Source organism: Sphingomonas endophytica (assembly GCF_014199415.1).
Lineage (GTDB): Bacteria > Pseudomonadota > Alphaproteobacteria > Sphingomonadales > Sphingomonadaceae > Sphingomonas > Sphingomonas endophytica.
On the sequence record NZ_JACIJN010000002.1, the window covers coordinates 368,337 to 387,711 of the forward strand.

Here is a 19,375-nt window from a genome sequence, read left to right on the forward strand (position 1 = left end):
ATGCCCAAACGCACCGACATCTCCTCCATCCTTGTCATCGGCGCGGGCCCGATCATCATCGGGCAGGCGTGCGAGTTCGATTATTCGGGCACGCAGGCGATCAAGGCGCTCAAGGAAGAGGGCTATCGAATCGTCCTGGTCAATTCGAACCCGGCGACGATCATGACCGATCCCGAGCTGGCCGACGCGACCTATGTCGAGCCGATCACCCCGGAAGTCGTCGCCCGCATCATCGAACGTGAACGCCCCGATGCCGTTCTCCCCACCATGGGGGGACAGACCGCGCTCAACACCGCGCTGGCGCTGTTCCGCGACGGCACGCTGGAGAAGTTTGGCGTGACGATGATCGGCGCCGATGCCGATGCGATCGACAAGGCCGAGGACCGGCTGAAGTTTCGCGACGCGATGGACAAGATCGGGCTGGAAAGCGCTCGCAGCCATATCGCGCATACCGAAAAGGAAGCGCTGGACGGGCTCGAGAAGGTCGGGCTGCCCGCGATCATCCGCCCGAGCTTCACTTTGGGCGGCACCGGCGGCGGGATCGCGTACAATCGCGAGGAATTCATCGAGATCGTCCGCAAGGGGCTCGACGCCTCGCCGACCACCGAGGTGTTGATCGAGGAATCGCTGCTCGGCTGGAAGGAATATGAGATGGAGGTGGTCCGCGACCGCGCGGACAATTGCATCATCATCTGCTCGATCGAGAACGTCGATCCGATGGGCGTCCACACGGGCGACTCGATCACGGTCGCGCCGGCGCTGACGCTGACCGACAAGGAATATCAGATCATGCGCAACGCCAGCATCGCGGTGCTGCGCGAGATCGGCGTCGAGACCGGCGGGTCGAACGTGCAGTTCGCGGTCAATCCGAAGGACGGCCGCCTGATCGTGATCGAGATGAACCCGCGCGTGTCGCGCTCGTCGGCGCTGGCGTCGAAGGCGACCGGCTTCCCGATCGCCAAGGTCGCCGCCAAGCTGGCGGTCGGCTATACGCTCGACGAGATCGAGAACGACATCACCGGCGCGACCCCGGCGAGCTTCGAGCCGACGATCGACTATGTCGTCACCAAGATCCCGCGCTTCGCGTTCGAGAAGTTCAAGGGCGCCGAGGCGGTGCTGGGCACCGCGATGAAGTCGGTCGGCGAGGTGATGGCGATCGGCCGCAACATCCACGAATCGATGCAGAAGGCGCTGCGCGGGCTGGAGACCGGCCTGTCGGGCTTCAACCATGTCGAGCGGCTGGTCGGCGCGCCGCGTGCCGAGATCGAGGCGGCGCTCGCCTCGCCGACCCCCGACCGGTTGCTGGTCGCGGCGCAGGCGCTGCGCGAGGGCTTCACCGTCGCCGAAGTGAATGCGATCGCCAAATACGATCCGTGGTTCCTCGAGCGGATGGCGGAGATCGTCGCCGCCGAGAACGAGGTGATGAAGGACGGGCTGCCGATCGAGGCGGCGGGGATGCGCCGGCTGAAGGCGATGGGCTTCTCCGACAAGCGTCTCGCGTGGCTGGCGCTGCAATCGGCGAATCTGCGCGGGATGGAGCGCGGCATCGCGCGCGGCTCGGGGCTGATCCACGAGGCGGTCAAGGCGATGACCGGCGGCGTCACCGAGGACGAGGTGCGCGAGCATCGCCTGAAGTTGGGCGTGCGCCCGGTCTTCAAGCGGATCGACACCTGCGCCGCCGAGTTCGACGCCAAGACGCCGTACATGTACTCGACCTATGAGGCGCCGTCGTTCGGCGAGCCCGAGAACGAGGCGCAGCCGTCGGATCGCCGCAAGATCGTGATCCTGGGCGGCGGGCCGAACCGGATCGGGCAGGGGATCGAGTTCGATTATTGCTGCTGCCACGCCTGCTTCGCGCTGGCGGACGCGGGCTATGAGACGATCATGGTCAATTGCAATCCGGAGACGGTGAGTACCGACTATGACACGTCGGATCGCCTCTATTTCGAGCCGCTGACCGCCGAGGACGTGCTGGAGATCCTGCACGTCGAACAGTCCAAGGGCGAGCTGGTCGGGGTGATCGTGCAGTTCGGCGGGCAGACGCCGCTGAACCTCGCGCGGGCGCTGGAGAAGGCGGGGATCCCGATCCTCGGCACCTCGCCCGACGCGATCGATCTGGCCGAGGACCGCGAGCGGTTCGCGGCGTTGGTCAACCGGCTCAAGCTGCTTCAGCCGTCGAACGGCATCGCGCGCAGCCGCGCCGAGGCGCTCAACGTCGCCAATCGCATCGGCTATCCGGTGCTGATGCGCCCGAGCTATGTGCTCGGCGGGCGCGCGATGGAGATCGTCGACAGCGACCAGCAGCTCGAGGATTACATCCAGACCGCAGTGCAGGTGTCGGGCGACGCGCCGGTGCTGATCGACCAGTATCTGCGCGACGCGATCGAGGTCGATGTCGACGCGATCTGCGACGGCGAGGATGTGGTCGTCGCGGGCGTGCTCCAGCATATCGAGGAAGCCGGGGTCCATTCGGGCGACAGCGCCTGCTCGATCCCGCCCTATTCGTTGCCGGCCGAGATCATCGCCGAGATCGAGCGCCAGACCGAGGCGCTGGCGCGCGGGCTGAGCGTCGTCGGGCTGATGAACATCCAGTTCGCGGTCAAGGACGGGCAAGTCTATCTCATCGAGGTCAATCCGCGCGCCAGCCGGACTGTGCCGTTCGTCGCCAAGGCGATCGGCGCACCGATCGCCAAGATCGCCAGCCGCGTGATGGCGGGCGAGAAATTGCGCGACCTGCCGAAGATCGACCGCGACATCGATTATTTCGCGGTCAAGGAAGCGGTGTTCCCGTTCGCGCGCTTCCCCGGCATCGATCCGGTGCTGTCGCCGGAGATGAAGAGCACCGGCGAGGTGATGGGCATCTCGCCCGATTTCACCACCGCCTTCGCCAAGTCGCAGCTCGGCGCGGGCACCGTCCTGCCGACCAGCGGCGCGGTGTTCGTCAGCGTCAAGTCGGGCGACAAGGACCTGATCGTCCCGGCGGTGCGCGCTTTGGTCGACGCGGGCTTCACGATCGTCGCGACGACCGGGACCGCCGATCACCTGTCGCGCGCCGGGCTGCCGGTCGAGACGGTCAACAAGGTCGCGCAGGGCCGGCCGCATATCGTCGACCGGATCAAGGACGGGGCGATCGCGTTGATCTTCAACACCACCGAGGGCTGGCAGAGCCTGAAGGACTCGCAGCCGATCCGCGCCTCGGCGGTGAACGGCAAGGTGCCGTATTTCACCACCGCCTCGGCGGCGGTGCAGGCGGCGCAGGCGATCCATGCCGCGGTCAAGGGCGATGGCGCAAGCAACCTTGAAGTACGGCCGCTGCAATCCTATTATTCGCAGCCGCACAACTGATCCCCGGACATATGTGCTGATGTAGGGAGCGGCCTTCGCAGGGAGAGGGCCGCTTCCGGGGACGCGTTTTTACGAAGGACAAGGGCGATGGCGACGGTCGAAAAGATGCCGATGTTGCAGGAAGGCTATGAAAAGCTGACTGCGGACCTGAAGCGGCTGAAGACCGAGCGCCCGCTGATCGTCGATGCGATCGAGGAAGCGCGCGCGCACGGCGACCTTTCGGAAAACGCCGAATATCATGCCGCCAAGGAGCGGCAGGGGCAGGTCGAGGCGACGATCGCCGACATCGAGGACAAGTTGAGCCGCGCGCAGATTATCGATCCGCGCGACCTGTCGGGTGACAAGATCGTGTTCGGCGCGACCGTCACCTTGCTCGACGAGGACGAGAAGCCGGTCAAATATCAGATCGTCGGCCAGACCGAGGCCGATGCGAAGACCGGGCGGATCAGCTACAATTCGCCGCTGGGCCGCGCGCTGATCGGGCGCAGCCTCGACGACGAGGTCGAGGTGTCGGTGCCGGCGGGCGATCGCTATTATCTGGTATCGAAGATCGAGTTCATCTGATGCCGATCCCGCTCCCTCCATCATGGCGGGAGCGGTTGTCGGGCGCGACATGGGAGCGCGAGCCGGAAGGCGAATCGGGTGGCCTGATCTACCGCATCGTTGCTGGCACCGGCGAGCGACTGTTCCTGAAGTATGGCGAAGGCGCGATTGCGGATGCGGTAGCCGATGAGGCCATTCGGCTGCGCTGGTTGCAGGGGCGGGTGGCGACGGTGCGGCTTGTCTCCACCGCCATCGAAGCGGACGCTGCGTGGCTGCTTACCAGCGCCGCGCCGGGCAAGACCGGCGATGCATGGATCGAGGAACGTCCTGAGTTCCTGCCACAGGTCATCAGCGGTTTCGCGACCTTCCTGCGGACGCTTCACGCCCTTCCAGTCGACGATTGCGCCTTCGATGCGTCGGCATCGGTGCGGCTTTCCGCGGCGCGCAAGCTTGTCTCGGCAGGCGTGGTCGACGAGACAGATTTCGGGGACGATTTTCGCGGGATGAGCGCTGCCGCCGTGTTGGCGAAAGCCGAGGCGTTGGCGAGCCATGCCAGCGGTCGCGTCGTCACGCATGGTGACTTTTCGCTCGGCAACCTCCTGCTCGATTCGGCCGGCGAGGTGATCGGGTGCATCGACGTCGGTCGGCTCGGGATTGCAGACCCGTATCAGGATGTTGCGATCCTGTGGGAAAACCTCGGTGAGTTCGGCGACGCGGCGCAGCGCATGCTGCTCGCCAAGCTTGATCTTGAGTCGCTCGATGAGAACCGGCTTCTTTTTCACCGCACGTTGGACGAATTGTTCTGATGCGACGACCGTGTTGGCCAGAGCGCCGGCATGGCTCGTCGAACCTGTCGCGCCGGCCGTGATCCGGGGGCGATAACGTTACGCGAACGGCGGACGCGGGCCAACCCGCCCCCCTCACTTCAGCGGCACGATCACCTCGTCCGGGTGCGCGACGTTGAGTTCCTTGCGCACCAGCTCGTCGACCATGTCCGGATTGGCGTGGCGCGGGTCGAGCAGGGTCACGCGATTCTGCAACATTGTCCGCCGCTGATCGAGCGCGGCATATTGCTTCTCGCGCGCGACCAGCTGCCGCTTGTAATCACCCAGCGCGATCAGCCCGTTCGGCCCCAGCACCGCATAGGCACCGAAAAACGCCATCACCGCCACCGCGAGGGCGGGGGCGGCGGCACGCCGGAGCGTTTGCGAGAGGCGGTTCGACGGACGGGGCATAGCGCTAACGATTCTCGCGAGTCGCTACGCCCTTTGCAAGCCCCTATCAGCGGGTCCGCACCACGTCCCGGCCCGCATAGCGCGCCATCGTGCCCAGTTCCTCCTCGATGCGGATCAGCTGGTTGTACTTCGCCAACCGATCCGACCGCGCGAGGCTGCCGGTCTTGATCTGACCGCAGTTGGTCGCGACCGCCAGATCGGCGATCGTCGCATCCTCGGTCTCGCCCGACCGGTGCGACATCACCGCGGTATAGCCGGCGCGCTCGGCGATGCGAATCGCCTCCAGCGTCTCGGACAAGGTGCCGATCTGGTTGACCTTCACCAGCAACGAGTTGGCGAGCCCCTGCCCGATGCCGTCACGCAGCCGCTTGGGATTGGTGACGAACAGGTCGTCGCCGACCAGCTGCACCTTCTTGCCGATCGCATCGGTCAGCGCCTTCCAGCCCTCGAAATCGTCCTCGGCCATGCCGTCCTCGATCGAGAAGATCGGATAGCGCGCGGCGAGATCGGCGAGATAGTCGGCCATCGCGCCCGGCTCGAGCGTCAGATTCTCGCCCGAGATGACGTACTTGCCGTCCTTGAAGAATTCGGTCGCGGCGCAGTCGAGCGCCAGCATCACGTCGTCGCCCGGCGTGTAGCCGGCGCGCTCGATCGAGGTCATGATGAAGTCGAGCGCATCGGTGGTGCTCGCGAGATTGGGCGCGAACCCGCCCTCGTCGCCGACCGCGGTCGCCAAGCCCTTCTCGCTCAGCCCCTTCTTGAGCGTGTGGAAGATCTCCGAGCCACAGCGCACCGCCTCGGCCAGCGATTCCGCGCCGACCGGCACGATCATGAATTCCTGGAAGTCGATCGGGTTGTCGGCATGTTCACCGCCGTTGATGATGTTCATCATCGGCACCGGCAGCACATGCGCCGCGACGCCGCCGACATAGCGGTACAGCGGCAGCCCGCGCGCATCCGCCGCCGCCTTCGCCACCGCGAGGCTGACGCCGAGGATCGCGTTTGCGCCCAGCCGACCCTTGTTCTCGGTGCCGTCCAGCTCGATCATCGTCTGGTCGATCTCGAGCTGATCCTCGGCGTCGAGCCCGATGATTGCGTCGGCGATCTCGTCGTTGACCGCCTCGACCGCGTCGTCGACGCCCTTCCCGCCCCAGCGCGCCTTGTCGCCGTCGCGCTTCTCGACCGCCTCATGCGCGCCGGTCGACGCTCCCGACGGGACCGCGGCGCGACCGAAGCTGCCGTCGTCGAGCAGCACGTCGACCTCGACGGTCGGGTTGCCGCGGCTGTCGATGATCTGGCGTCCGTGCAGGTCGATGATTGCGGTCACGAAACGATCCTCCTATTTTCTGCCGGCGCGGCAGGGCATGGCGCCTCCTAGCGGTCGCCCGGCGATGCTGCAACGCGATGGAACCGGCGGCCCGGCCACCGGGTTGTCAGACCTCGACCAGGGAAGGATGAATCATGGCCGACGAGCAGGATCGCGACACGCTCCAGCATTCCACTCCGGCGGACGCCTCGCCGCCGCCCGCCGACGCGTCATTCACGCCGGCAGAGCCGCTGAAGAATGCCGGCGTCGATTTCACGCCGGAAGACACAAGCGCAACCGGCAACGGCAGCGGCACTGGCAGCACGCTGGCCGACGCCAAACAGTCCGCGCGCGACTATGTCGCCAAGGGCCGCGAGCAGGCCGCCGACAAGGCGCGCGGCTTCGCCGAGGACGGCAAGGCAAAGGCCACCGACGCACTGACGCAGCTCTCGCAGATGCTCACCGATGCCGCCGGGCAGGTCGATGAGAAGCTCGGCGGCCAATATGGGCAATATGCGCGCTCGGCGGCGGATCGCGTGCAGGGTTTCTCCAGCGCGATCGACCAGAAGAGCGTCGAGGATCTGCTCGACGACGCGCGCGAACTCGTCCGCAAGAGCCCCGAAGTGGCGGTCGGTCTAGCGGCCGGCGTCGGCTTCGTGCTGGCGCGGCTGATCGGTGCTGCCGTCGACCAGCGCGATGCCTGACGACATGGATGTGCGTGACCGCATAGCGCCGGACAGCATACCGCAACTGGTCACCCAGCTTGCGACCGATGCGCGCGATGTCGCGAAGGCGGAAATCGCGCTGGCCAAGACCAAGGCGCTCTTTGCAGTCACCCGTTACAAAGCGGCGGCGATCCGCTTCGCGATCGCCGGCGTGCTCGGGCTGGCGGCGCTGATCGCGCTGCTGGTCGGGGCGATCCTGTCGCTGGCGACGCTGATCGGACCGGGCTGGGCAACGCTCGCGGTCGTCGGCGTGGTGCTAGTGATCGCGGCGCTGCTCGCGCTGACGGGCAAGTCGGCGCTGCGCGCGGGGCCGGGCGCATGACCGGCGCCGACGTGACATTGGCCGAGGCGCGGGTCGCCGCGGCCCGGCAGCGGCTCGACGGCACGGTCGACCGGCTGCATACCGAGCTGGAGCCGCGCCGCCTCGCCCGCGTCGCACTTGCCGAGGTGACCGGGAGCGGCGAGCGCGCCGTGCGCGTCGGCACCGAGGCCGCGCGCCGCAACCCCGGCGTGTTCGCCGGCGGCGCGACCTTGCTGCTGGCGTTCGTCACCGGGCGACAGCTCGTGCGTCTCTTCGGCAAGAAGAAGCGCCAGAAGTGTCTGCCCTCCCCAGAAGATACCGCCACACCCGCCGAAAGGATCGGATCATGACCGAACATACCCACGATCAGGAGCAGCACGGCCGGTTGCGCGACGGCGTCGACCACGCCCGCGAGGCCGCCTCGAACGCACTCGACACCGCCCGCCACCGCGCCAGCGACGCCGCGCATGCCACCGCCGAAACGCTTGAGTCGAACCCGCTCGGCGTGCTGGTCGGCGGACTGGTGCTGGGCGCGGCGGTCGCCGCGGCGCTGCCGCGCAGCCAGCGCGAGAAGGAACTGCTGGCCGGCGTCGGTCGCAGGATCAACACTGCCGCGGTTGCGGCACTCGCGGCGGCCAAGGACGCCGGGCGCGCGGAACTCGACCAGCTCGGCCTGACCCCGAATGCCGCGCGCGATCAGGCGCGCTCGCTGTTCCAGGGCGTGCTGAAGGCGGCGGGCACCGCCGGCTCCGCGGCGGCACAGGCTGGCAAGGAACGGGTCAAGAGCACGTCCTGACCCCTTCAAACCGTCTGCGCGCCGCGCTAGGGGAGGCTCAGACCGATCGCCCTACTTCGGTGCCGATCCGGTGACATGGGGAGCCGCGGGGGCGCGTTGTCGCGCTGCCCGCGGCTTTTCCTTGTTCCGGCGGTGACGCGAACGGGGTGCGCGGTGATGGTTCAATCCCAAGCGGGAGCGCGTGCATGAGCAAGCTTCACCTGGTGTTCGGCGGTCGCGTCAGCGATCCGCGCACCCTTGAATTCAGCGACCTGTCGTCGATCGACATCGTCGGCGTCTTTCCGGACTATGCCAGCGCCGAAAAGGCGTGGCGGGCCGCCGCGCAGCGCACCGTCGACGATGCCGAGATGAAATATGTGGTGGTCCACCTCCACCGCCTGCTCGAGCCCGACCTGCTCGCCAAACCGACGGCGTAAGCGCCGGCTGGCGGCGGAACCGCTCCCGGAACCCCGCTTCGTTGCCGCCGGTCGGCGGCAGGAGCGGGATTCCGGTTGCGCGGGGTCAGCGCCCCAGGAAGGTCAGCAGATCCCCGGTCAGCCGGTCGCCCTCGGTGGCGAACAGCCCGTGCGGCGCGCCGTCATATTCGACCAGTTGCGCATTCGCGATCCCGGCCGCGGCGGCGCGGCCGCTGCTGTCGATCGGCACCGTCTTGTCGGCGGTGCCGTGCAGCACCAGCGTCGGCACACGGAAGGCGGGGAGGTCGGGGCGGAAATCGGTGTGGCCGAAGCTTTCGGCGCATTTCAGCGTCGGCTGCAATCCGGCCTGCATTGCCAGCCGCCACGCCCAGTCGAGCGTCGCCTCGCTGACCGGGCTGGTGACGTAGCCGACCCCGAAAAAGTCCTTGAAGAAGGTCCGGAAGAAGTTCGGCCGGTCCTTCAGGATACCATCGGCGATCTGTTGCAGCGTCTCTTCGGGTACGCCATCGGGATTGTCGTCGGTCTTGAGCATGTACGGCACGACCGAACTGACCAGCGCGGCCGAGATCACGCCCTTGCCGTCGTAGCGGCTCTGGTAGCGCGCGACCTCGCCGCCGCCCATCGAGAAGCCGACCAGCGTGATGTCCTGCGTCGCGCCGGCGGCTTCCAGCACGTCGTGGAGGTCGTCGGTGAGCGTGTCGTAGTCATAGCCCGACCATGGCTGGCCCGAGCGGCCGAACCCGCGGCGGTCATAGGCGATGGCGCGGAAGCCGGCATCGGCGAGCGCCTTCATCTGCGGGTCCCAGCTGTCCGAGGACAGCGGCCAGCCGTGGATCAGAACGACCGGGCGACCCTCGCCCCAATCCTTGACGTAGATGTCGGTCCCGTCGCGCGTCTTCACATACGGCATGTGGCTCTCCTTGGCAGAGCAGGCGTAACGGGCGGTTCGGAGGGGCGTTCCGCTGTGGGTCAGTGGTGGACACTCACGCCGTCATTCCCGCCTGCGCGGGAATGACGTGGGAGGTGATCTCGCGGGAATGACGAGGTGGCTTACCGCCCCGGCTCGCCGATAAACGCCTCGACCTGATCGAGCGCCACGGTCTTGTCGAGGTAGGTCCGCCCGATGCCGTGTGCGAGCAGGAAGGGCAGCGTGCCGGCCGCCATCTTCTTGTCGTGGCGCATATGCTCGACCAGCCGCGCGGGCGGGGCGGTGATGCCCGAGGCAGCGAGGCCATCGGGCAGGCCGCTGTCGCGCCAGTGCGCGGCGACGCGCGCCGCGTCGTCCGCCGAACAGCGTCCGGTCGCGGCGGAGAAGGCGAAGGCGAGGCCGCAGCCGGCCGCGACCGCCTCGCCGTGGAGCAGCCGGTCCGAGAAGCCCGCCTCCGCCTCCAGCGCATGGCCGAAGGTGTGACCGAGGTTGAGCAAGGCGCGGCGGCCGGTTGTCTCGAACTCGTCCTCGCCGACGATCCGCGCCTTGGCGGCGACCGCGTGCGCGATTGCGTGGACCCGCGCGTCGGGATCGCCCGCGAGCAGCGCCGCGCCGTTCGCCTCGCACCACGCGAAGAAACCGGCATCGTCGATCAGCCCGTATTTGACGACCTCGGCATAGCCGGCGCGCACCTGCCGCGCGGGCAGGGTGTCGAGCACGTCGGGATCGATCAGCACGATCTTGGGCTGGTGGAAGGCGCCGATCAGGTTCTTGCCGGCGCGCGCATTGATCCCGGTCTTGCCGCCGACCGACGAATCGACCTGCGACAACAGGGTGGTGGGGATCTGCACGAAGCCGCAGCCGCGCTTGAGGATCGCGGTGGCGAAGCCGACCAGATCGCCGATCACCCCGCCGCCCAGCGCCACGACATGATCGCCGCGCTCGACGCCGAGCGCGAGCAGCTCGTCGGTGAGCCGTTCGAGCGTCGCCCAGCTCTTCGAGCCTTCGCCGGCCGGCAGGACGATCTCCGCGTGACGAATACCGGCGGCGTCGAGCGCGGCGGTCAATGTGCCGAGGTGGGCGACGACATTGGCGTCCGCGACGATCACCACCGGGCGCGTGCCGACGATCGGCGCGAGCGCCTCGCCCGCGCGCGCCAGCAGCCCCGGCTCGATCCGCACGTCATAGCTGCGGTCGCCGAGCGCCACGGTCACGGTCGTCATTTGCTCAGGGCCTCCATGATCGCGCGCACGGTCATGTCGTGCGGGGTATTGGCGCTGGGGATGCGCAGATGCGCGAGCGCGTAGAGCGGATTGCGGACCGCGGCCAGCTCGCGCAGCACGGTCGCCGGGTCCTTGCCGCGCAGCAGCGGGCGCGTGTCGCGGCGCTTGACGCGTTCGGCGAGCACCTCGACCGGCGCGTCGAGCCAGATCGCGAGCGCATCGGACAGGATCAGCGCGCGCGTCTCGTCGTTGACGAACGCGCCGCCGCCGGTCGCGATCACTTTGGGGCGGCCGTCGATCAGCCGCTGGATCACGCGGCGCTCGCCATCGCGGAAATAGGCCTCGCCATAGCGCGCGAAGATGTCGGGGATCGACATGCCGGCCGCGGTTTCGATCTCGGTATCGGCGTCGACGAACGGCAGCGCGAGCCGCAGCGCCAGCCGGCGTCCGACCGTCGATTTGCCCGCGCCCATCAGCCCGACCAGCACGATCGGGCGGCCGGTCCAGCGGGGCGGACGGCGGGGCGAGCGGCGGGACGGGACGGGCGGGCTTTGCAACATCGTCCCTGCGGCTATACAGCGCGTTCCGTCCCCGGCAACAGCAGGCACGCAGCCCGCTGGGGCGCAAGTGACAGGTCGCGTGTGCAGGTTGGGAATTTCATGACCCGGTTGATTGTCTCCGTCGTCGTGCTGCTGGTGATCGTGGTGGGCGCATTGTTCTTCTTTGCGGGCCGCGCGACCGAGCAGCCGGTCACGCGTGTCGAGAAGGCGGTCGAGCTTGGCAATCTCGCCGGCTAAACGCGCCGCGCTGGCCGGCGTCGCGGCGCTCGGCCTCGCGGCGGCGGCGATCGCCCAGGACCGCCCCGAGTCGCTGTTGCCGCCCGGCTTCGGCGACGCAGCGCCCGCGCAGCCGCCGGCCGCGCAGCCGAGCCCGGCCGCGACAGCGCCGCCGGCTGCGCCGCGCGTGCAGGCGACGACCCCGGCCGGGCCGCTGCCGCCGCTGCCACCCTTGCCGTTCCCGTCGCCGACCGTGAGCCCGACGCCAGTGGCGACGCCGCGCTATGTGCTGCCGTCGTTCGCGCGCCGCTCGCTGGCGGCGGTCGGGGCCGATCAGGGCTTTGCGCGCGACGCGTTCGGCAGCGCGGACGGGCGCTATGTCGAACGACTGATGCGCTATCTGTCGGCACCGCTGCCGTCGCGCTGGCTGTCGATCAGCCTGCGGCGGTTGCTGGTGGCGCAGGTCGAGACCCCGGCCCGCGTCAACGGCGCCGACTTCGCCGCCGAGCGCGCGTGGCTGTTGCTGAGGATGGGCGAATCGGTGTCGGCGCGCGCGGTCGCCCAGGCGGTCGACAGCGACCGCGTGACGCCGAAGCTGCGCGAGGTGTGGATGCAGGCGGCGCTCGCCACCGCCGATCCCGCCGGACTGTGCCCGCTTGCCGAAACGGCGGGCGACAGCGAGCGCGCGTGGATCGTCGCGCGCGCGATCTGCGCGGGGCTGACGGGAGCGGGGAAGACCCAACCGCTGGTCGCCGACATCCGTCGCCGCCGCGTCGCGAGCGGGATCGACCTGGCGCTGGCGCAGAAGGTGATGGGCGCGGGGCTCAACAGCCGGCAGGCGGTGACGGTCGAATGGGCGCCGGTGGTGCAACTGACCGCGTGGCGGTTCGGGCTGGCGACCGCGACCGGGGTCGCGGTGCCCGACGAGCTTTACGCGACGGTCGGCCCGCAAGTGCGCGGCTGGCAGGCGCTGGCCCCCGCCGTGCCGCTCGCCGAGCGCGCCGCGGTGTCGGATCGCGCCGCGGCGCTGGGCGTGCTGTCGAGCGCGGCGATGGTCGATCTCTATGCGGCGGTCGCGGAGGGCAATGATGCGCCCGCCGCGCTGTCGAACACCGCCGCGACGCTGCGCGACGCCTATGTCGGCAACGATCGCGCGACGCGGATCGCGGCGATGGTCAAGCTGTGGGACGCCGCGGAGACGCCTGCGACCCGCTATGCGCGGCTGGTGCTGACCGCCCGCGCCGCCGCCCGGCTGCCGGCCGCAGCCAATGAGGCGCAGGCCGACCGGCTGATCGCGTCGATGCTGTCCGCCGGGCTCGATCGCACCGCGCAGCGCTGGCAGGGCGCAGTGCCGGCGGGCAGCGACGGCTGGGCGATGCTGTTGCTCGCCGATCCGGACGCGATCACGCAGCTGTCGGCATCGACGATCACCGATTACGCACCGCCGGGCGCATTCGCCGAACGCAAACGGCAATTGTTCTTCGCGGGCATGGCCGGGCTCGGGCGGCTGCCCGCGGCGGCGGTCGACGATCTCGCCGAACGGCTGGCGGTGCCGGTCGCGCAGCGCAACGCCTGGACCAGCGCGCTCGAGCGTGCCGCCGGCGAGGGGCAGGCGGGAACGGTGTTGCTGCTCGCGGCGGTCGGGATGCAGGCCGATGGCTGGGCGCATGTCTCGCCCGCGGCCCTGTTCCACATCGTCCGGGCGTTGCGAGCGGTCGGGCTGGACGGCGAGGCGCGGATGATCGCGGCGGAGGCAATCGCGCGGCTGTGAGCGACGCCGCCGCGATCGACCGCTTTCTCGAGATGATGGCGGCACAGGCGGGCGCGGCGCAGAACACGCTCGCCGCCTATCGCCGCGACCTGATGCTGGCGTCGGCCGCGCTCGACGGCGGGCTGGCGGTGGCGGACGGCGCGGCGCTGGAGCGGCTGGCGGATGGCTGGACGGCGCTTTCCAAGGCGACGGTGGCGCGCAAAGCGGCGGCGCTGCGGCGTTTCTTCGGCTTCCTGATCGACGAGGGCGATCGCGCCGACGATCCCTCGCCGGCCTTGCCGCGGCCGGGAATGCAGCGGCGGCTGCCGCGCACGCTCGATCACGGCGACGTCGACCGGCTGTTCGCGGCGATCGACGCGCGGCTGGCGCGCGATCCGGTGATCCCGACCGACCTGCGGCTGTCGGCGCTGTTCGAGCTGCTCTACGGATCGGGGCTGCGCGCGACCGAACTCGTCTCGCTGCCGCGCGGCGCGATCCATCCTGACCGGCCGTTCCTGATCCTGAAAGGCAAGGGCGGGCGCGAGCGGCTGGTGCCGATCTCGGATCGCGCGCGCGCGGCGGTGGCGGCGTGGCGCGCGCATGTCGCGACCGACCGTCCGTTTTTGTTTCCGTCGGGGGCGACGCATATCTCGCGCGTGCGCCTGTTCCAGCTGGTGCGCACGCTCGCCGCCGAAGCCGGGATCGCGCCCGAGCGGATCAGCCCGCACGTCCTGCGCCACGCTTTCGCGACGCACCTGCTGGAAGGCGGCGCGGACCTGCGCGCGCTGCAGACGATGCTCGGCCATGCCGATATCGCGACCACCGAAATCTACACCCATGTCGACAGCAGCCGGCTGGTCGAGCTGGTCAACGAGCGTCACCCGCTCGTTGACGCGTTGCGAAAGCGCGCCTAGCTGCGCCCGATGCGTATTTTCCTCGACTTCGAGAAGCCCATCGCCGAGCTGCAGGCGCGTATCGACGAACTGCGCGAGACCGGCGCCGAAGGCACCGTCGACATCTCCGCCGAGATCGCCAAGCTGCAGGCGAAGTCGGACAAGCTGCTGAAGGACACGTTCGGCAAGCTGTCGCCGTGGCAGAAGACGCAGGTCGCGCGCCATCCGGAGCGGCCGCACTTCAAGCATTTCGTCGCCGGGCTGTTCGACGAGTTCGTGCCGCTGGCGGGCGATCGCGCGTTCGGCGACGATCAGGCGATCCTCGGCGGCTTCGCAACCTTCCGTGGGCAGCGCGTGATGGTGCTGGGGCATGAGAAGGGCGACGATACCGCCAGCCGGCTGCGCCACAATTTCGGGATGGGCAAGCCGGAGGGTTACCGCAAGGCGATCCGGCTGCTCGAAATGGCCGATCGGTTCGGGCTGCCGGTAGTGACCTTGGTCGACACCTCGGGCGCGTTCCCGGGCATCCAGGCCGAGGAGCGCGGGCAGGCCGAGGCGATCGCGCGCTCGACCGAGGCGTGCCTCGCGCTCGGCGTGCCGATGGTGGCGGCGGTGGTCGGCGAGGGCGGCTCGGGCGGCGCGATCGCGCTGGCGAGCGGCAATCGCGTGCTGATGTTCGAACATGCGGTCTATTCGGTGATCTCGCCGGAAGGCTGCGCGTCGATCCTGTGGCGTACTGCCGACAAGGCGCCCGACGCTGCGGAAGCGATGAAGGTGACCGCGCAGGACCTCAAGGCGCTGGGGGTGATCGACGCGATCGTGCCCGAGCCGCTGGGCGGCGCGCACCGCGACCGCGATGGCGCGATCCGCGCGCTGGGCGATTGCGTCGAACGGATGCTGCGCGATCTGGCACCGCTGACGCCGGATGCGCTGCGGCAGGATCGTCGGGCGAAGTTCCTGAAGATGGGTCGCGTCGGCTAGGCACTCGCGCCGTCATCGCGAGCGTAGCGAGGCAGGCCAAGGCGTCCTGGTCCGGCACTGGATTGCTTCGCGGCGCTCGCAATGGGGCGACAAAGAAAAGGGCGGCGGGACCATTGTCCCGCCGCCCTGCCAGTGGCCGCCGTTCAAAGCTTAGCCCGGATTGTTCGCCATCTTCGTCTGAACGTTGGAGAAGGTGGTGTTGAGCTGCGTGCCGATGCCGCGCATTGCGGCGATCGCGGCCACCGCGATCAGGGCAGCGATGAGCCCGTATTCGATAGCGGTCGCGCCCTTGCTGTTCTTCAGGAACGAGCGAATCTTCTGCATGTCGATCTCCACTAGGAACCTAATTTCTGTACCCGCCGACGTCCCGTTCAGGTCCATCAAAGGTCGTTCTAGAAGCGCAGGGTTGATAAAGGTTTAAGTGCAAAGCTTTCTTTTATTGAGCAACTTGGGGCAGCGTCGCCCGGTCGCGATGCGTTACCGAGCGGTGGTGAGATAGCTGTTGATCGATCCGAACAGCCCGGAGATCGGATGGCCGACAGCCGACATCCCGCCGACCGCGGTTAACGCGATCATGGCAACGATCAGTCCATATTCGACCGCCGTCGCGCCCCGGGTCTGCCGCAGGACGGCACGGAGGAGGGCGCGGAGCGAGCGGGGCGCGGCTGGACGTGGCATGACCGGCATTATAGCCCGAGACGGGTTAAGGAAGGATCGAAGCCGATGCTGGTGGTCGCCGCGGCGTTGATCGACGGGGAAGGGCGCTGCCTCATGCAGCAACGCCCGCAGGGCAAGCGGCATGGCGGGCTTTGGGAATTTCCCGGCGGCAAGGTCGAGCCCGGCGAGCATCCCGCCGCTGCGCTGGTGCGTGAGCTGGCGGAAGAGCTGGCGATCGATGTCGCCGCCGACGCGCTGGCGCCGGTCGGCTTCGCCACCGACATGCCGGTGACGATGCTCCTCTATCGCTGCGCCGTCTGGCGCGGCACGCCGCAGCCGCTCGCCGCCGACGGGTTCTGCTGGGAGCGGCCGGCGGCGCTGGCGCGGCTGCCGATGCCGCCGGTCGACGTGCCGTTGCTGGCGGCGCTTGCCCGCGTGCTGGCGGGCGGCTAGGCCGGCCGTGCGATCAGGAAAGGGAATCCGGTAGGCAACGATCCGGAGCTGCCCCCGCAACTGTGACCGGCGAGCCGCTCGCCCCCCGTGTGCCACTGGACCGTTCGCGAGTCCGGGAAGGCCGGGCGACCGGCGACGACCCGGGAGCCAGGAGACCTGCCCGGTCGCGGTTGTCCTTCGCGCGGACGGGGTGTGCCGGGCGATCGGGAATTTTCCCGCGCGACGACGAACGGGTCGGGTCGGCGTGGGGATGACGGAGTGGACGGTAGCAACTTTCGCAAAGTGCGCGTGGCCGCGGCGGTGCTGGCCGCGCCGCTGCTGCTCGGCGCCGCGCCCGCGCGCGCACCGCGCGTGGTGTCGATCAATCCGTGCCTCGACGCGATGCTGATGCAGGTCGCCGATCCGGCGCAGATCGCGGCGGTCAGCCATTATTCGCACGATCCGCGCGCCACCTCGGTCCCGCTGGCGTGGGCGATGCGCTTCCCGGCGACCTCGGGCACCGCCGAGGAGGTGGTCGCGCTGCGCCCCGATTTGGTGGTGGCGAGCGGGCATGTCGCGCCCGCCACGGTCGCGGCGCTGACGCGGATGCACATCCGGTTGCAGCAATTCACCTTGCCCGACTCGATCGCGGAAAGCGCGCAGCAGGTGCGCGACCTTGCGGCGATCGTCGGGCATCCGGCGCGCGGCGCGGCGCTGGCCGGGCGGATCACCGCCGCCGCGCGGCCCGACGGCGCGCCGCCGGTGCCGGCGCTGATCTTCGGGCCGGGCGGGCTGGTGCCGGGCGCGGGAACGCTGCCCGACGAGATGCTGCGGCGTGCCGGGTTCCGCAACGCCAGCGCCGGCTACGGGCTGAAGCGCTGGGACGTGCTGCCGCTCGAATATCTGCTCGCGGATCCGCCGCGCGTCGTGCTGTCGGTCGCGGCGGCGCAGGGCGCGGGCGAGCGGATGGAGCGGCACCGTGCGCTGCGGCGGCTGGGCACGCGCATCACGATTGCGCCGTTTGCGGGCCGGCTGATGAATTGCGGCGGGCCGACGATCATCGACGCACTGGCGCGGTTGCGCGCGGTGCGCGCGCAGGTGGCGGCACGATGACGCGTGCGACGACCTTGCTGGCGCTGGGCGTGCTGATCGCCGCGATCCTGTCGGTCGCGGCGGGGAAGGTGTGGGTGCCGCTCGACGCCTGGACTGCCGCCGATCCGCGCTCGATCATCATCGTCGAGTTGCGGCTGCCGCGCACGATCCTCGCGCTCGCGGTCGGCGCGGCGCTAGGGATGTCGGGGGCCGCGATGCAGGGCTATCTGCGCAATCCGCTCGCCGATCCGGGGCTATTCGGCGTGTCGTCGGGCGCGGCGTTCGGGGCGGTGTGCTCGCTGTATTTCGGTTATGCGGCGCAGACGTGGCTGCTGCCCGGCTTCGCGCTGTTCGGCGCCGCTGCCACGATGGCGGCGCTGGCCTTGATCGCGGGGCGATCGGGCAGCCTGATCCTGTTCACGCTGGCGGGGATGATCCTGACCAGCATTACCGGCTCGCTGACCGCGCTGGCGCTCAGCCTCGCGCCAACGCCGTTCGCGGCGTCGGAGATCATGACGTGGCTGATGGGGGCGCTGACCGACCGGAGCTGGAACGAGGTGGTGGTGTCGGTGCCGCTGATCGTGCTGGGGATGGCGGTGCTGGCGCGCACCGCGCGGTCGCTGGATGCGCTGACGCTCGGCGAGCAGGCGGCGCGGTCGATGGGCGTCGATCCGCACCGGCTGCAGCTGGCGGTGATCGTCGGGGTGGCGCTGACGGTCGGCGCGTCGGTGGCGGCGGCGGGAGTGATCGGGTTCGTCGGGCTGATCGTCCCGCATCTGGTCCGCCCGTTTGCGGGGCACCGGCCGTCCGCGACCTTGCTGCCCGCAGCGCTCGGCGGGGCGTTGCTGTTGACGGTCGCCGACAGCCTGGTGCGGCTGGCCCCGACCGTCAGCGAGCTGCGACTCGGGATCGCGATGTCGATGCTGGGCGGGCCGTTCTTTCTCTACCTGTTGATTTCGATGCGGAGGCGGCTGGCATGAGCGTGCTGGCGGCCGAGGGTATCTCGCTGGTGCTGGGCGGGAAGCGCGTGCTCGAGTCGGTCGACGCCGTCTTTTCGGGCGGGCGGGTGACCGCGCTGCTCGGCTCCAACGGCGCGGGCAAGAGCAGCCTGCTGGCGTGCCTCGCCGGGCTGCACGCACCGGAGGCGGGACGCGCCACGCTCGGCGGGGCGGAAGTGCGCGCGATGCCCGCGCCGGCGCGCGCGCGGCGGATCGGCTTCCTGCCGCAAGCCGCCGACGTACATTGGAACATCGACGTCGCCACGCTGGTCGCGCTCGGGCGGCTGCCGTGGCGCGGACGCTGGGGCGAGACCGCCGCGGATCGCGCGGCGGCGGAGGCGGCGCTGGCGGCGACCGGCATGACCGCATTCGCGCGGCGCGGGGTCGAGCACCTGTCGGGCGGCGAGCGCGCGCGCGCGCTGCTGGCGCGGGTGCTGGCCGGGGAGCCCGAGTGGCTGCTCGCCGACGAGCCGCTCGCCAGCCTCGACCCCGCGCACCAGCTGGAGGTCGGCGCGCAGCTGCGCGCGGTGGCGGCGGGCGGCAGCGGGGTGGTGCTGGTGGTCCACGACCTGAACCTGGCGGCGCGACTGGCCGACGATGTCGTGCTGCTGCGCGACGGGCGTGTCGTGGCGGCCGGGGCGGCGGAGGATGTGCTGACCGCCGCACTGGTCGGCGCGACCTATGGCCTGACGGTGGAGACCGGCGTCACGGCGACGGGGCAGCGCTATATCGTTCCGGTGGGGCGGCCCGGTTGAAACGGGCCGCTGGAGGCGCGACCGGGAATCGAACCCGGGTGCAAGGATTTGCAGTCCTCTGCGTCACCACTCCGCCATCGCGCCTCGAGGCCGGTGAGGGCGCGCAAATGCTGGGGTTTTCGGTCGGCGTCAACCCCTGCTGTTGACGAGTTAGCAGTACAATCCGCGCCGGTTAGCAATGGACGCTATTTGTTCCTGTTTTCAGATATCGGCTTGACCCTCC

Annotated in this window: 23 protein-coding genes, 1 tRNA gene and 1 riboswitch; of the genes, 16 read left to right on the forward strand and 8 right to left on the reverse strand. The window is 69.5% G+C overall.

Annotation, left to right across the window (positions count from 1 at the left end):
* The 3 genes from carB to FHS97_RS04515 all read left to right on the forward strand — a co-directional run bounded on the left by carB (position 1) and on the right by FHS97_RS04515 (position 4,694).
* On the forward strand, positions 1-3,345 hold the full coding sequence (gene carB / locus FHS97_RS04505; protein WP_184033650.1) for a carbamoyl-phosphate synthase large subunit: 3,345 nt from the start codon (positions 1-3) through the stop codon (positions 3,343-3,345).
* Between the two features lie 87 nt (positions 3,346-3,432).
* Complete coding sequence (gene greA, locus FHS97_RS04510; protein WP_184033653.1) at positions 3,433-3,909, forward strand: transcription elongation factor GreA; 477 nt, start codon at positions 3,433-3,435, stop codon at positions 3,907-3,909.
* Complete coding sequence (locus FHS97_RS04515; protein WP_184033656.1) at positions 3,909-4,694, forward strand: APH(3') family aminoglycoside O-phosphotransferase; 786 nt, start codon at positions 3,909-3,911, stop codon at positions 4,692-4,694. Before greA ends, FHS97_RS04515 begins: the two co-directional genes overlap by 1 nt.
* Positions 4,695-4,808: 114 nt before the next feature.
* On the opposite strand, the gene FHS97_RS04520 is transcribed toward FHS97_RS04515, so the two are convergent.
* Together FHS97_RS04520 and eno are read right to left on the reverse strand one after the other, a co-directional pair.
* A complete protein-coding gene (locus FHS97_RS04520; protein WP_246346439.1) occupies positions 4,809-5,123 on the reverse strand; it encodes an FtsB family cell division protein in 315 nt (104 codons plus the stop codon).
* A gap of 46 nt (positions 5,124-5,169) precedes the next feature.
* Positions 5,170-6,450, reverse strand: coding sequence for a phosphopyruvate hydratase (gene eno / locus FHS97_RS04525; RefSeq protein WP_184033659.1), 1,281 nt, complete (start codon positions 6,448-6,450; stop codon positions 5,170-5,172).
* A gap of 134 nt (positions 6,451-6,584) precedes the next feature.
* Here eno and FHS97_RS04530 point away from each other — a divergent pair, with 134 nt between their 5' ends.
* The 5 genes from FHS97_RS04530 (at position 6,585) to FHS97_RS04550 (ending at position 8,667) form a co-directional block, all read left to right on the forward strand.
* On the forward strand, positions 6,585-7,133 hold the full coding sequence (locus FHS97_RS04530) for a hypothetical protein (protein WP_184033662.1): 549 nt from the start codon (positions 6,585-6,587) through the stop codon (positions 7,131-7,133).
* A gap of 4 nt (positions 7,134-7,137) precedes the next feature.
* Positions 7,138-7,476, forward strand: coding sequence for a phage holin family protein (locus FHS97_RS04535; protein WP_184034120.1), 339 nt, complete (start codon positions 7,138-7,140; stop codon positions 7,474-7,476).
* The gene (locus FHS97_RS04540) at positions 7,473-7,805 is read left to right on the forward strand and encodes a phosphatase (protein WP_184033665.1); all 333 of its coding nucleotides are present in this window, start codon (positions 7,473-7,475) and stop codon (positions 7,803-7,805) included. Before FHS97_RS04535 ends, FHS97_RS04540 begins: the two co-directional genes overlap by 4 nt.
* The gene (locus FHS97_RS04545; RefSeq protein WP_184033668.1) at positions 7,802-8,251 is read left to right on the forward strand and encodes a hypothetical protein; all 450 of its coding nucleotides are present in this window, start codon (positions 7,802-7,804) and stop codon (positions 8,249-8,251) included. The genes FHS97_RS04540 and FHS97_RS04545 overlap by 4 nt, the downstream gene beginning before the upstream one ends.
* 185 nt (positions 8,252-8,436) lie before the next feature.
* On the forward strand, positions 8,437-8,667 hold the full coding sequence (locus FHS97_RS04550; protein WP_184033671.1) for a DUF4170 domain-containing protein: 231 nt from the start codon (positions 8,437-8,439) through the stop codon (positions 8,665-8,667).
* Positions 8,668-8,752: 85 nt separating this feature from the next.
* On the opposite strand, the gene FHS97_RS04555 is transcribed toward FHS97_RS04550, so the two are convergent.
* The 3 genes from FHS97_RS04555 to FHS97_RS04565 all read right to left on the reverse strand — a co-directional run bounded on the left by FHS97_RS04555 (position 8,753) and on the right by FHS97_RS04565 (position 11,378).
* Positions 8,753-9,577 (reverse strand): alpha/beta fold hydrolase, encoded by an 825-nt coding sequence (locus FHS97_RS04555; RefSeq protein ID WP_184033674.1) that lies wholly within the window; start codon positions 9,575-9,577, stop codon positions 8,753-8,755.
* A 140-nt stretch (positions 9,578-9,717) separates the two neighbouring features.
* A complete protein-coding gene (aroB, locus tag FHS97_RS04560; RefSeq protein ID WP_184033677.1) occupies positions 9,718-10,818 on the reverse strand; it encodes a 3-dehydroquinate synthase in 1,101 nt (366 codons plus the stop codon).
* On the reverse strand, positions 10,815-11,378 hold the full coding sequence (locus FHS97_RS04565; protein ID WP_184033680.1) for a shikimate kinase: 564 nt from the start codon (positions 11,376-11,378) through the stop codon (positions 10,815-10,817). The genes aroB and FHS97_RS04565 overlap by 4 nt, the downstream gene beginning before the upstream one ends.
* A 99-nt stretch (positions 11,379-11,477) precedes the next feature.
* On the opposite strand from FHS97_RS04565, the gene FHS97_RS04570 reads away from it, so the two are divergent.
* From FHS97_RS04570 to FHS97_RS04585, 4 genes are read left to right on the forward strand one after another with little or no spacing between them, the layout of a single operon-like run.
* Positions 11,478-11,615 carry a hypothetical protein gene (locus tag FHS97_RS04570; RefSeq protein WP_184033684.1) on the forward strand — a complete coding sequence of 46 codons (138 nt, stop codon included), beginning with the start codon at positions 11,478-11,480 and terminating at the stop codon, positions 11,613-11,615.
* Positions 11,596-13,365, forward strand: a complete 1,770-nt coding sequence (locus tag FHS97_RS04575) for a hypothetical protein (RefSeq protein WP_184033688.1) — start codon at positions 11,596-11,598, stop codon at positions 13,363-13,365. The genes FHS97_RS04570 and FHS97_RS04575 overlap by 20 nt, the downstream gene beginning before the upstream one ends.
* Positions 13,362-14,258 (forward strand): tyrosine-type recombinase/integrase, encoded by an 897-nt coding sequence (locus tag FHS97_RS04580; protein ID WP_184033691.1) that lies wholly within the window; start codon positions 13,362-13,364, stop codon positions 14,256-14,258. Before FHS97_RS04575 ends, FHS97_RS04580 begins: the two co-directional genes overlap by 4 nt.
* A 9-nt stretch (positions 14,259-14,267) precedes the next feature.
* The gene (locus tag FHS97_RS04585) at positions 14,268-15,218 is read left to right on the forward strand and encodes an acetyl-CoA carboxylase carboxyltransferase subunit alpha (RefSeq protein ID WP_184033694.1); all 951 of its coding nucleotides are present in this window, start codon (positions 14,268-14,270) and stop codon (positions 15,216-15,218) included.
* 150 nt (positions 15,219-15,368) lie between these two features.
* On the opposite strand, the gene FHS97_RS04590 is transcribed toward FHS97_RS04585, so the two are convergent.
* Both FHS97_RS04590 and FHS97_RS17685 read right to left on the reverse strand, forming a co-directional pair.
* Positions 15,369-15,542 (reverse strand): Flp family type IVb pilin, encoded by a 174-nt coding sequence (locus tag FHS97_RS04590; RefSeq protein WP_184033697.1) that lies wholly within the window; start codon positions 15,540-15,542, stop codon positions 15,369-15,371.
* A gap of 153 nt (positions 15,543-15,695) precedes the next feature.
* The gene (locus FHS97_RS17685; protein WP_343053370.1) at positions 15,696-16,019 is read right to left on the reverse strand and encodes a Flp family type IVb pilin; all 324 of its coding nucleotides are present in this window, start codon (positions 16,017-16,019) and stop codon (positions 15,696-15,698) included.
* Here FHS97_RS17685 and FHS97_RS04600 point away from each other — a divergent pair.
* From FHS97_RS04600 to FHS97_RS04615, 4 genes are all read left to right on the forward strand, one after another.
* The gene (locus FHS97_RS04600) at positions 15,942-16,328 is read left to right on the forward strand and encodes a (deoxy)nucleoside triphosphate pyrophosphohydrolase (protein ID WP_184033704.1); all 387 of its coding nucleotides are present in this window, start codon (positions 15,942-15,944) and stop codon (positions 16,326-16,328) included. The genes FHS97_RS17685 and FHS97_RS04600 overlap by 78 nt on opposite strands.
* Positions 16,310-16,506: riboswitch (cobalamin riboswitch) on the forward strand. It overlaps the preceding gene by 19 nt.
* An 80-nt stretch (positions 16,507-16,586) precedes the next feature.
* On the forward strand, positions 16,587-17,420 hold the full coding sequence (locus tag FHS97_RS04605) for an ABC transporter substrate-binding protein (RefSeq protein WP_311770371.1): 834 nt from the start codon (positions 16,587-16,589) through the stop codon (positions 17,418-17,420).
* Positions 17,417-18,379, forward strand: coding sequence for a FecCD family ABC transporter permease (locus FHS97_RS04610; RefSeq protein WP_184033707.1), 963 nt, complete (start codon positions 17,417-17,419; stop codon positions 18,377-18,379). Before FHS97_RS04605 ends, FHS97_RS04610 begins: the two co-directional genes overlap by 4 nt.
* The gene (locus FHS97_RS04615) at positions 18,376-19,152 is read left to right on the forward strand and encodes an ABC transporter ATP-binding protein (RefSeq protein ID WP_184033709.1); all 777 of its coding nucleotides are present in this window, start codon (positions 18,376-18,378) and stop codon (positions 19,150-19,152) included. Before FHS97_RS04610 ends, FHS97_RS04615 begins: the two co-directional genes overlap by 4 nt.
* Positions 19,153-19,162: 10 nt before the next feature.
* Here FHS97_RS04615 and FHS97_RS04620 read toward each other — a convergent pair.
* A tRNA-Cys gene (locus tag FHS97_RS04620) sits at positions 19,163-19,236 on the reverse strand.
* Positions 19,237-19,375: the final 139 nt, after the last annotated feature.

Bases quoted from the DNA above. Each gene is read 5' to 3' on its own strand.
- carB (WP_184033650.1), top strand. From the start codon at position 1: ATGCCCAAACGCACCGACATCTCCTCCATCCTTGTCATCGGCGCGGGC.
- greA (WP_184033653.1), top strand. From the start codon at position 3,433: ATGGCGACGGTCGAAAAGATGCCGATGTTGCAGGAAGGCTATGAAAAG.
- FHS97_RS04515 (WP_184033656.1), top strand. From the start codon at position 3,909: ATGCCGATCCCGCTCCCTCCATCATGGCGGGAGCGGTTGTCGGGCGCG.
- FHS97_RS04520 (WP_246346439.1), bottom strand. From the start codon at position 5,123: ATGCCCCGTCCGTCGAACCGCCTCTCGCAAACGCTCCGGCGTGCCGCC.
- FHS97_RS04530 (WP_184033662.1), top strand. From the start codon at position 6,585: ATGGCCGACGAGCAGGATCGCGACACGCTCCAGCATTCCACTCCGGCG.
- FHS97_RS04535 (WP_184034120.1), top strand. From the start codon at position 7,138: ATGGATGTGCGTGACCGCATAGCGCCGGACAGCATACCGCAACTGGTC.
- FHS97_RS04540 (WP_184033665.1), top strand. From the start codon at position 7,473: ATGACCGGCGCCGACGTGACATTGGCCGAGGCGCGGGTCGCCGCGGCC.
- FHS97_RS04545 (WP_184033668.1), top strand. From the start codon at position 7,802: ATGACCGAACATACCCACGATCAGGAGCAGCACGGCCGGTTGCGCGAC.
- FHS97_RS04550 (WP_184033671.1), top strand. From the start codon at position 8,437: ATGAGCAAGCTTCACCTGGTGTTCGGCGGTCGCGTCAGCGATCCGCGC.
- FHS97_RS04555 (WP_184033674.1), bottom strand. From the start codon at position 9,577: ATGCCGTATGTGAAGACGCGCGACGGGACCGACATCTACGTCAAGGAT.
- aroB (WP_184033677.1), bottom strand. From the start codon at position 10,818: ATGACGACCGTGACCGTGGCGCTCGGCGACCGCAGCTATGACGTGCGG.
- FHS97_RS04565 (WP_184033680.1), bottom strand. From the start codon at position 11,378: ATGTTGCAAAGCCCGCCCGTCCCGTCCCGCCGCTCGCCCCGCCGTCCG.
- FHS97_RS04570 (WP_184033684.1), top strand. From the start codon at position 11,478: ATGACCCGGTTGATTGTCTCCGTCGTCGTGCTGCTGGTGATCGTGGTG.
- FHS97_RS04585 (WP_184033694.1), top strand. From the start codon at position 14,268: ATGCGTATTTTCCTCGACTTCGAGAAGCCCATCGCCGAGCTGCAGGCG.
- FHS97_RS04590 (WP_184033697.1), bottom strand. From the start codon at position 15,542: ATGCAGAAGATTCGCTCGTTCCTGAAGAACAGCAAGGGCGCGACCGCT.
- FHS97_RS04600 (WP_184033704.1), top strand. From the start codon at position 15,942: ATGCTGGTGGTCGCCGCGGCGTTGATCGACGGGGAAGGGCGCTGCCTC.
- FHS97_RS17685 (WP_343053370.1), bottom strand. From the start codon at position 16,019: ATGCCGCTTGCCCTGCGGGCGTTGCTGCATGAGGCAGCGCCCTTCCCC.
- FHS97_RS04610 (WP_184033707.1), top strand. From the start codon at position 17,417: ATGACGCGTGCGACGACCTTGCTGGCGCTGGGCGTGCTGATCGCCGCG.
- FHS97_RS04615 (WP_184033709.1), top strand. From the start codon at position 18,376: ATGAGCGTGCTGGCGGCCGAGGGTATCTCGCTGGTGCTGGGCGGGAAG.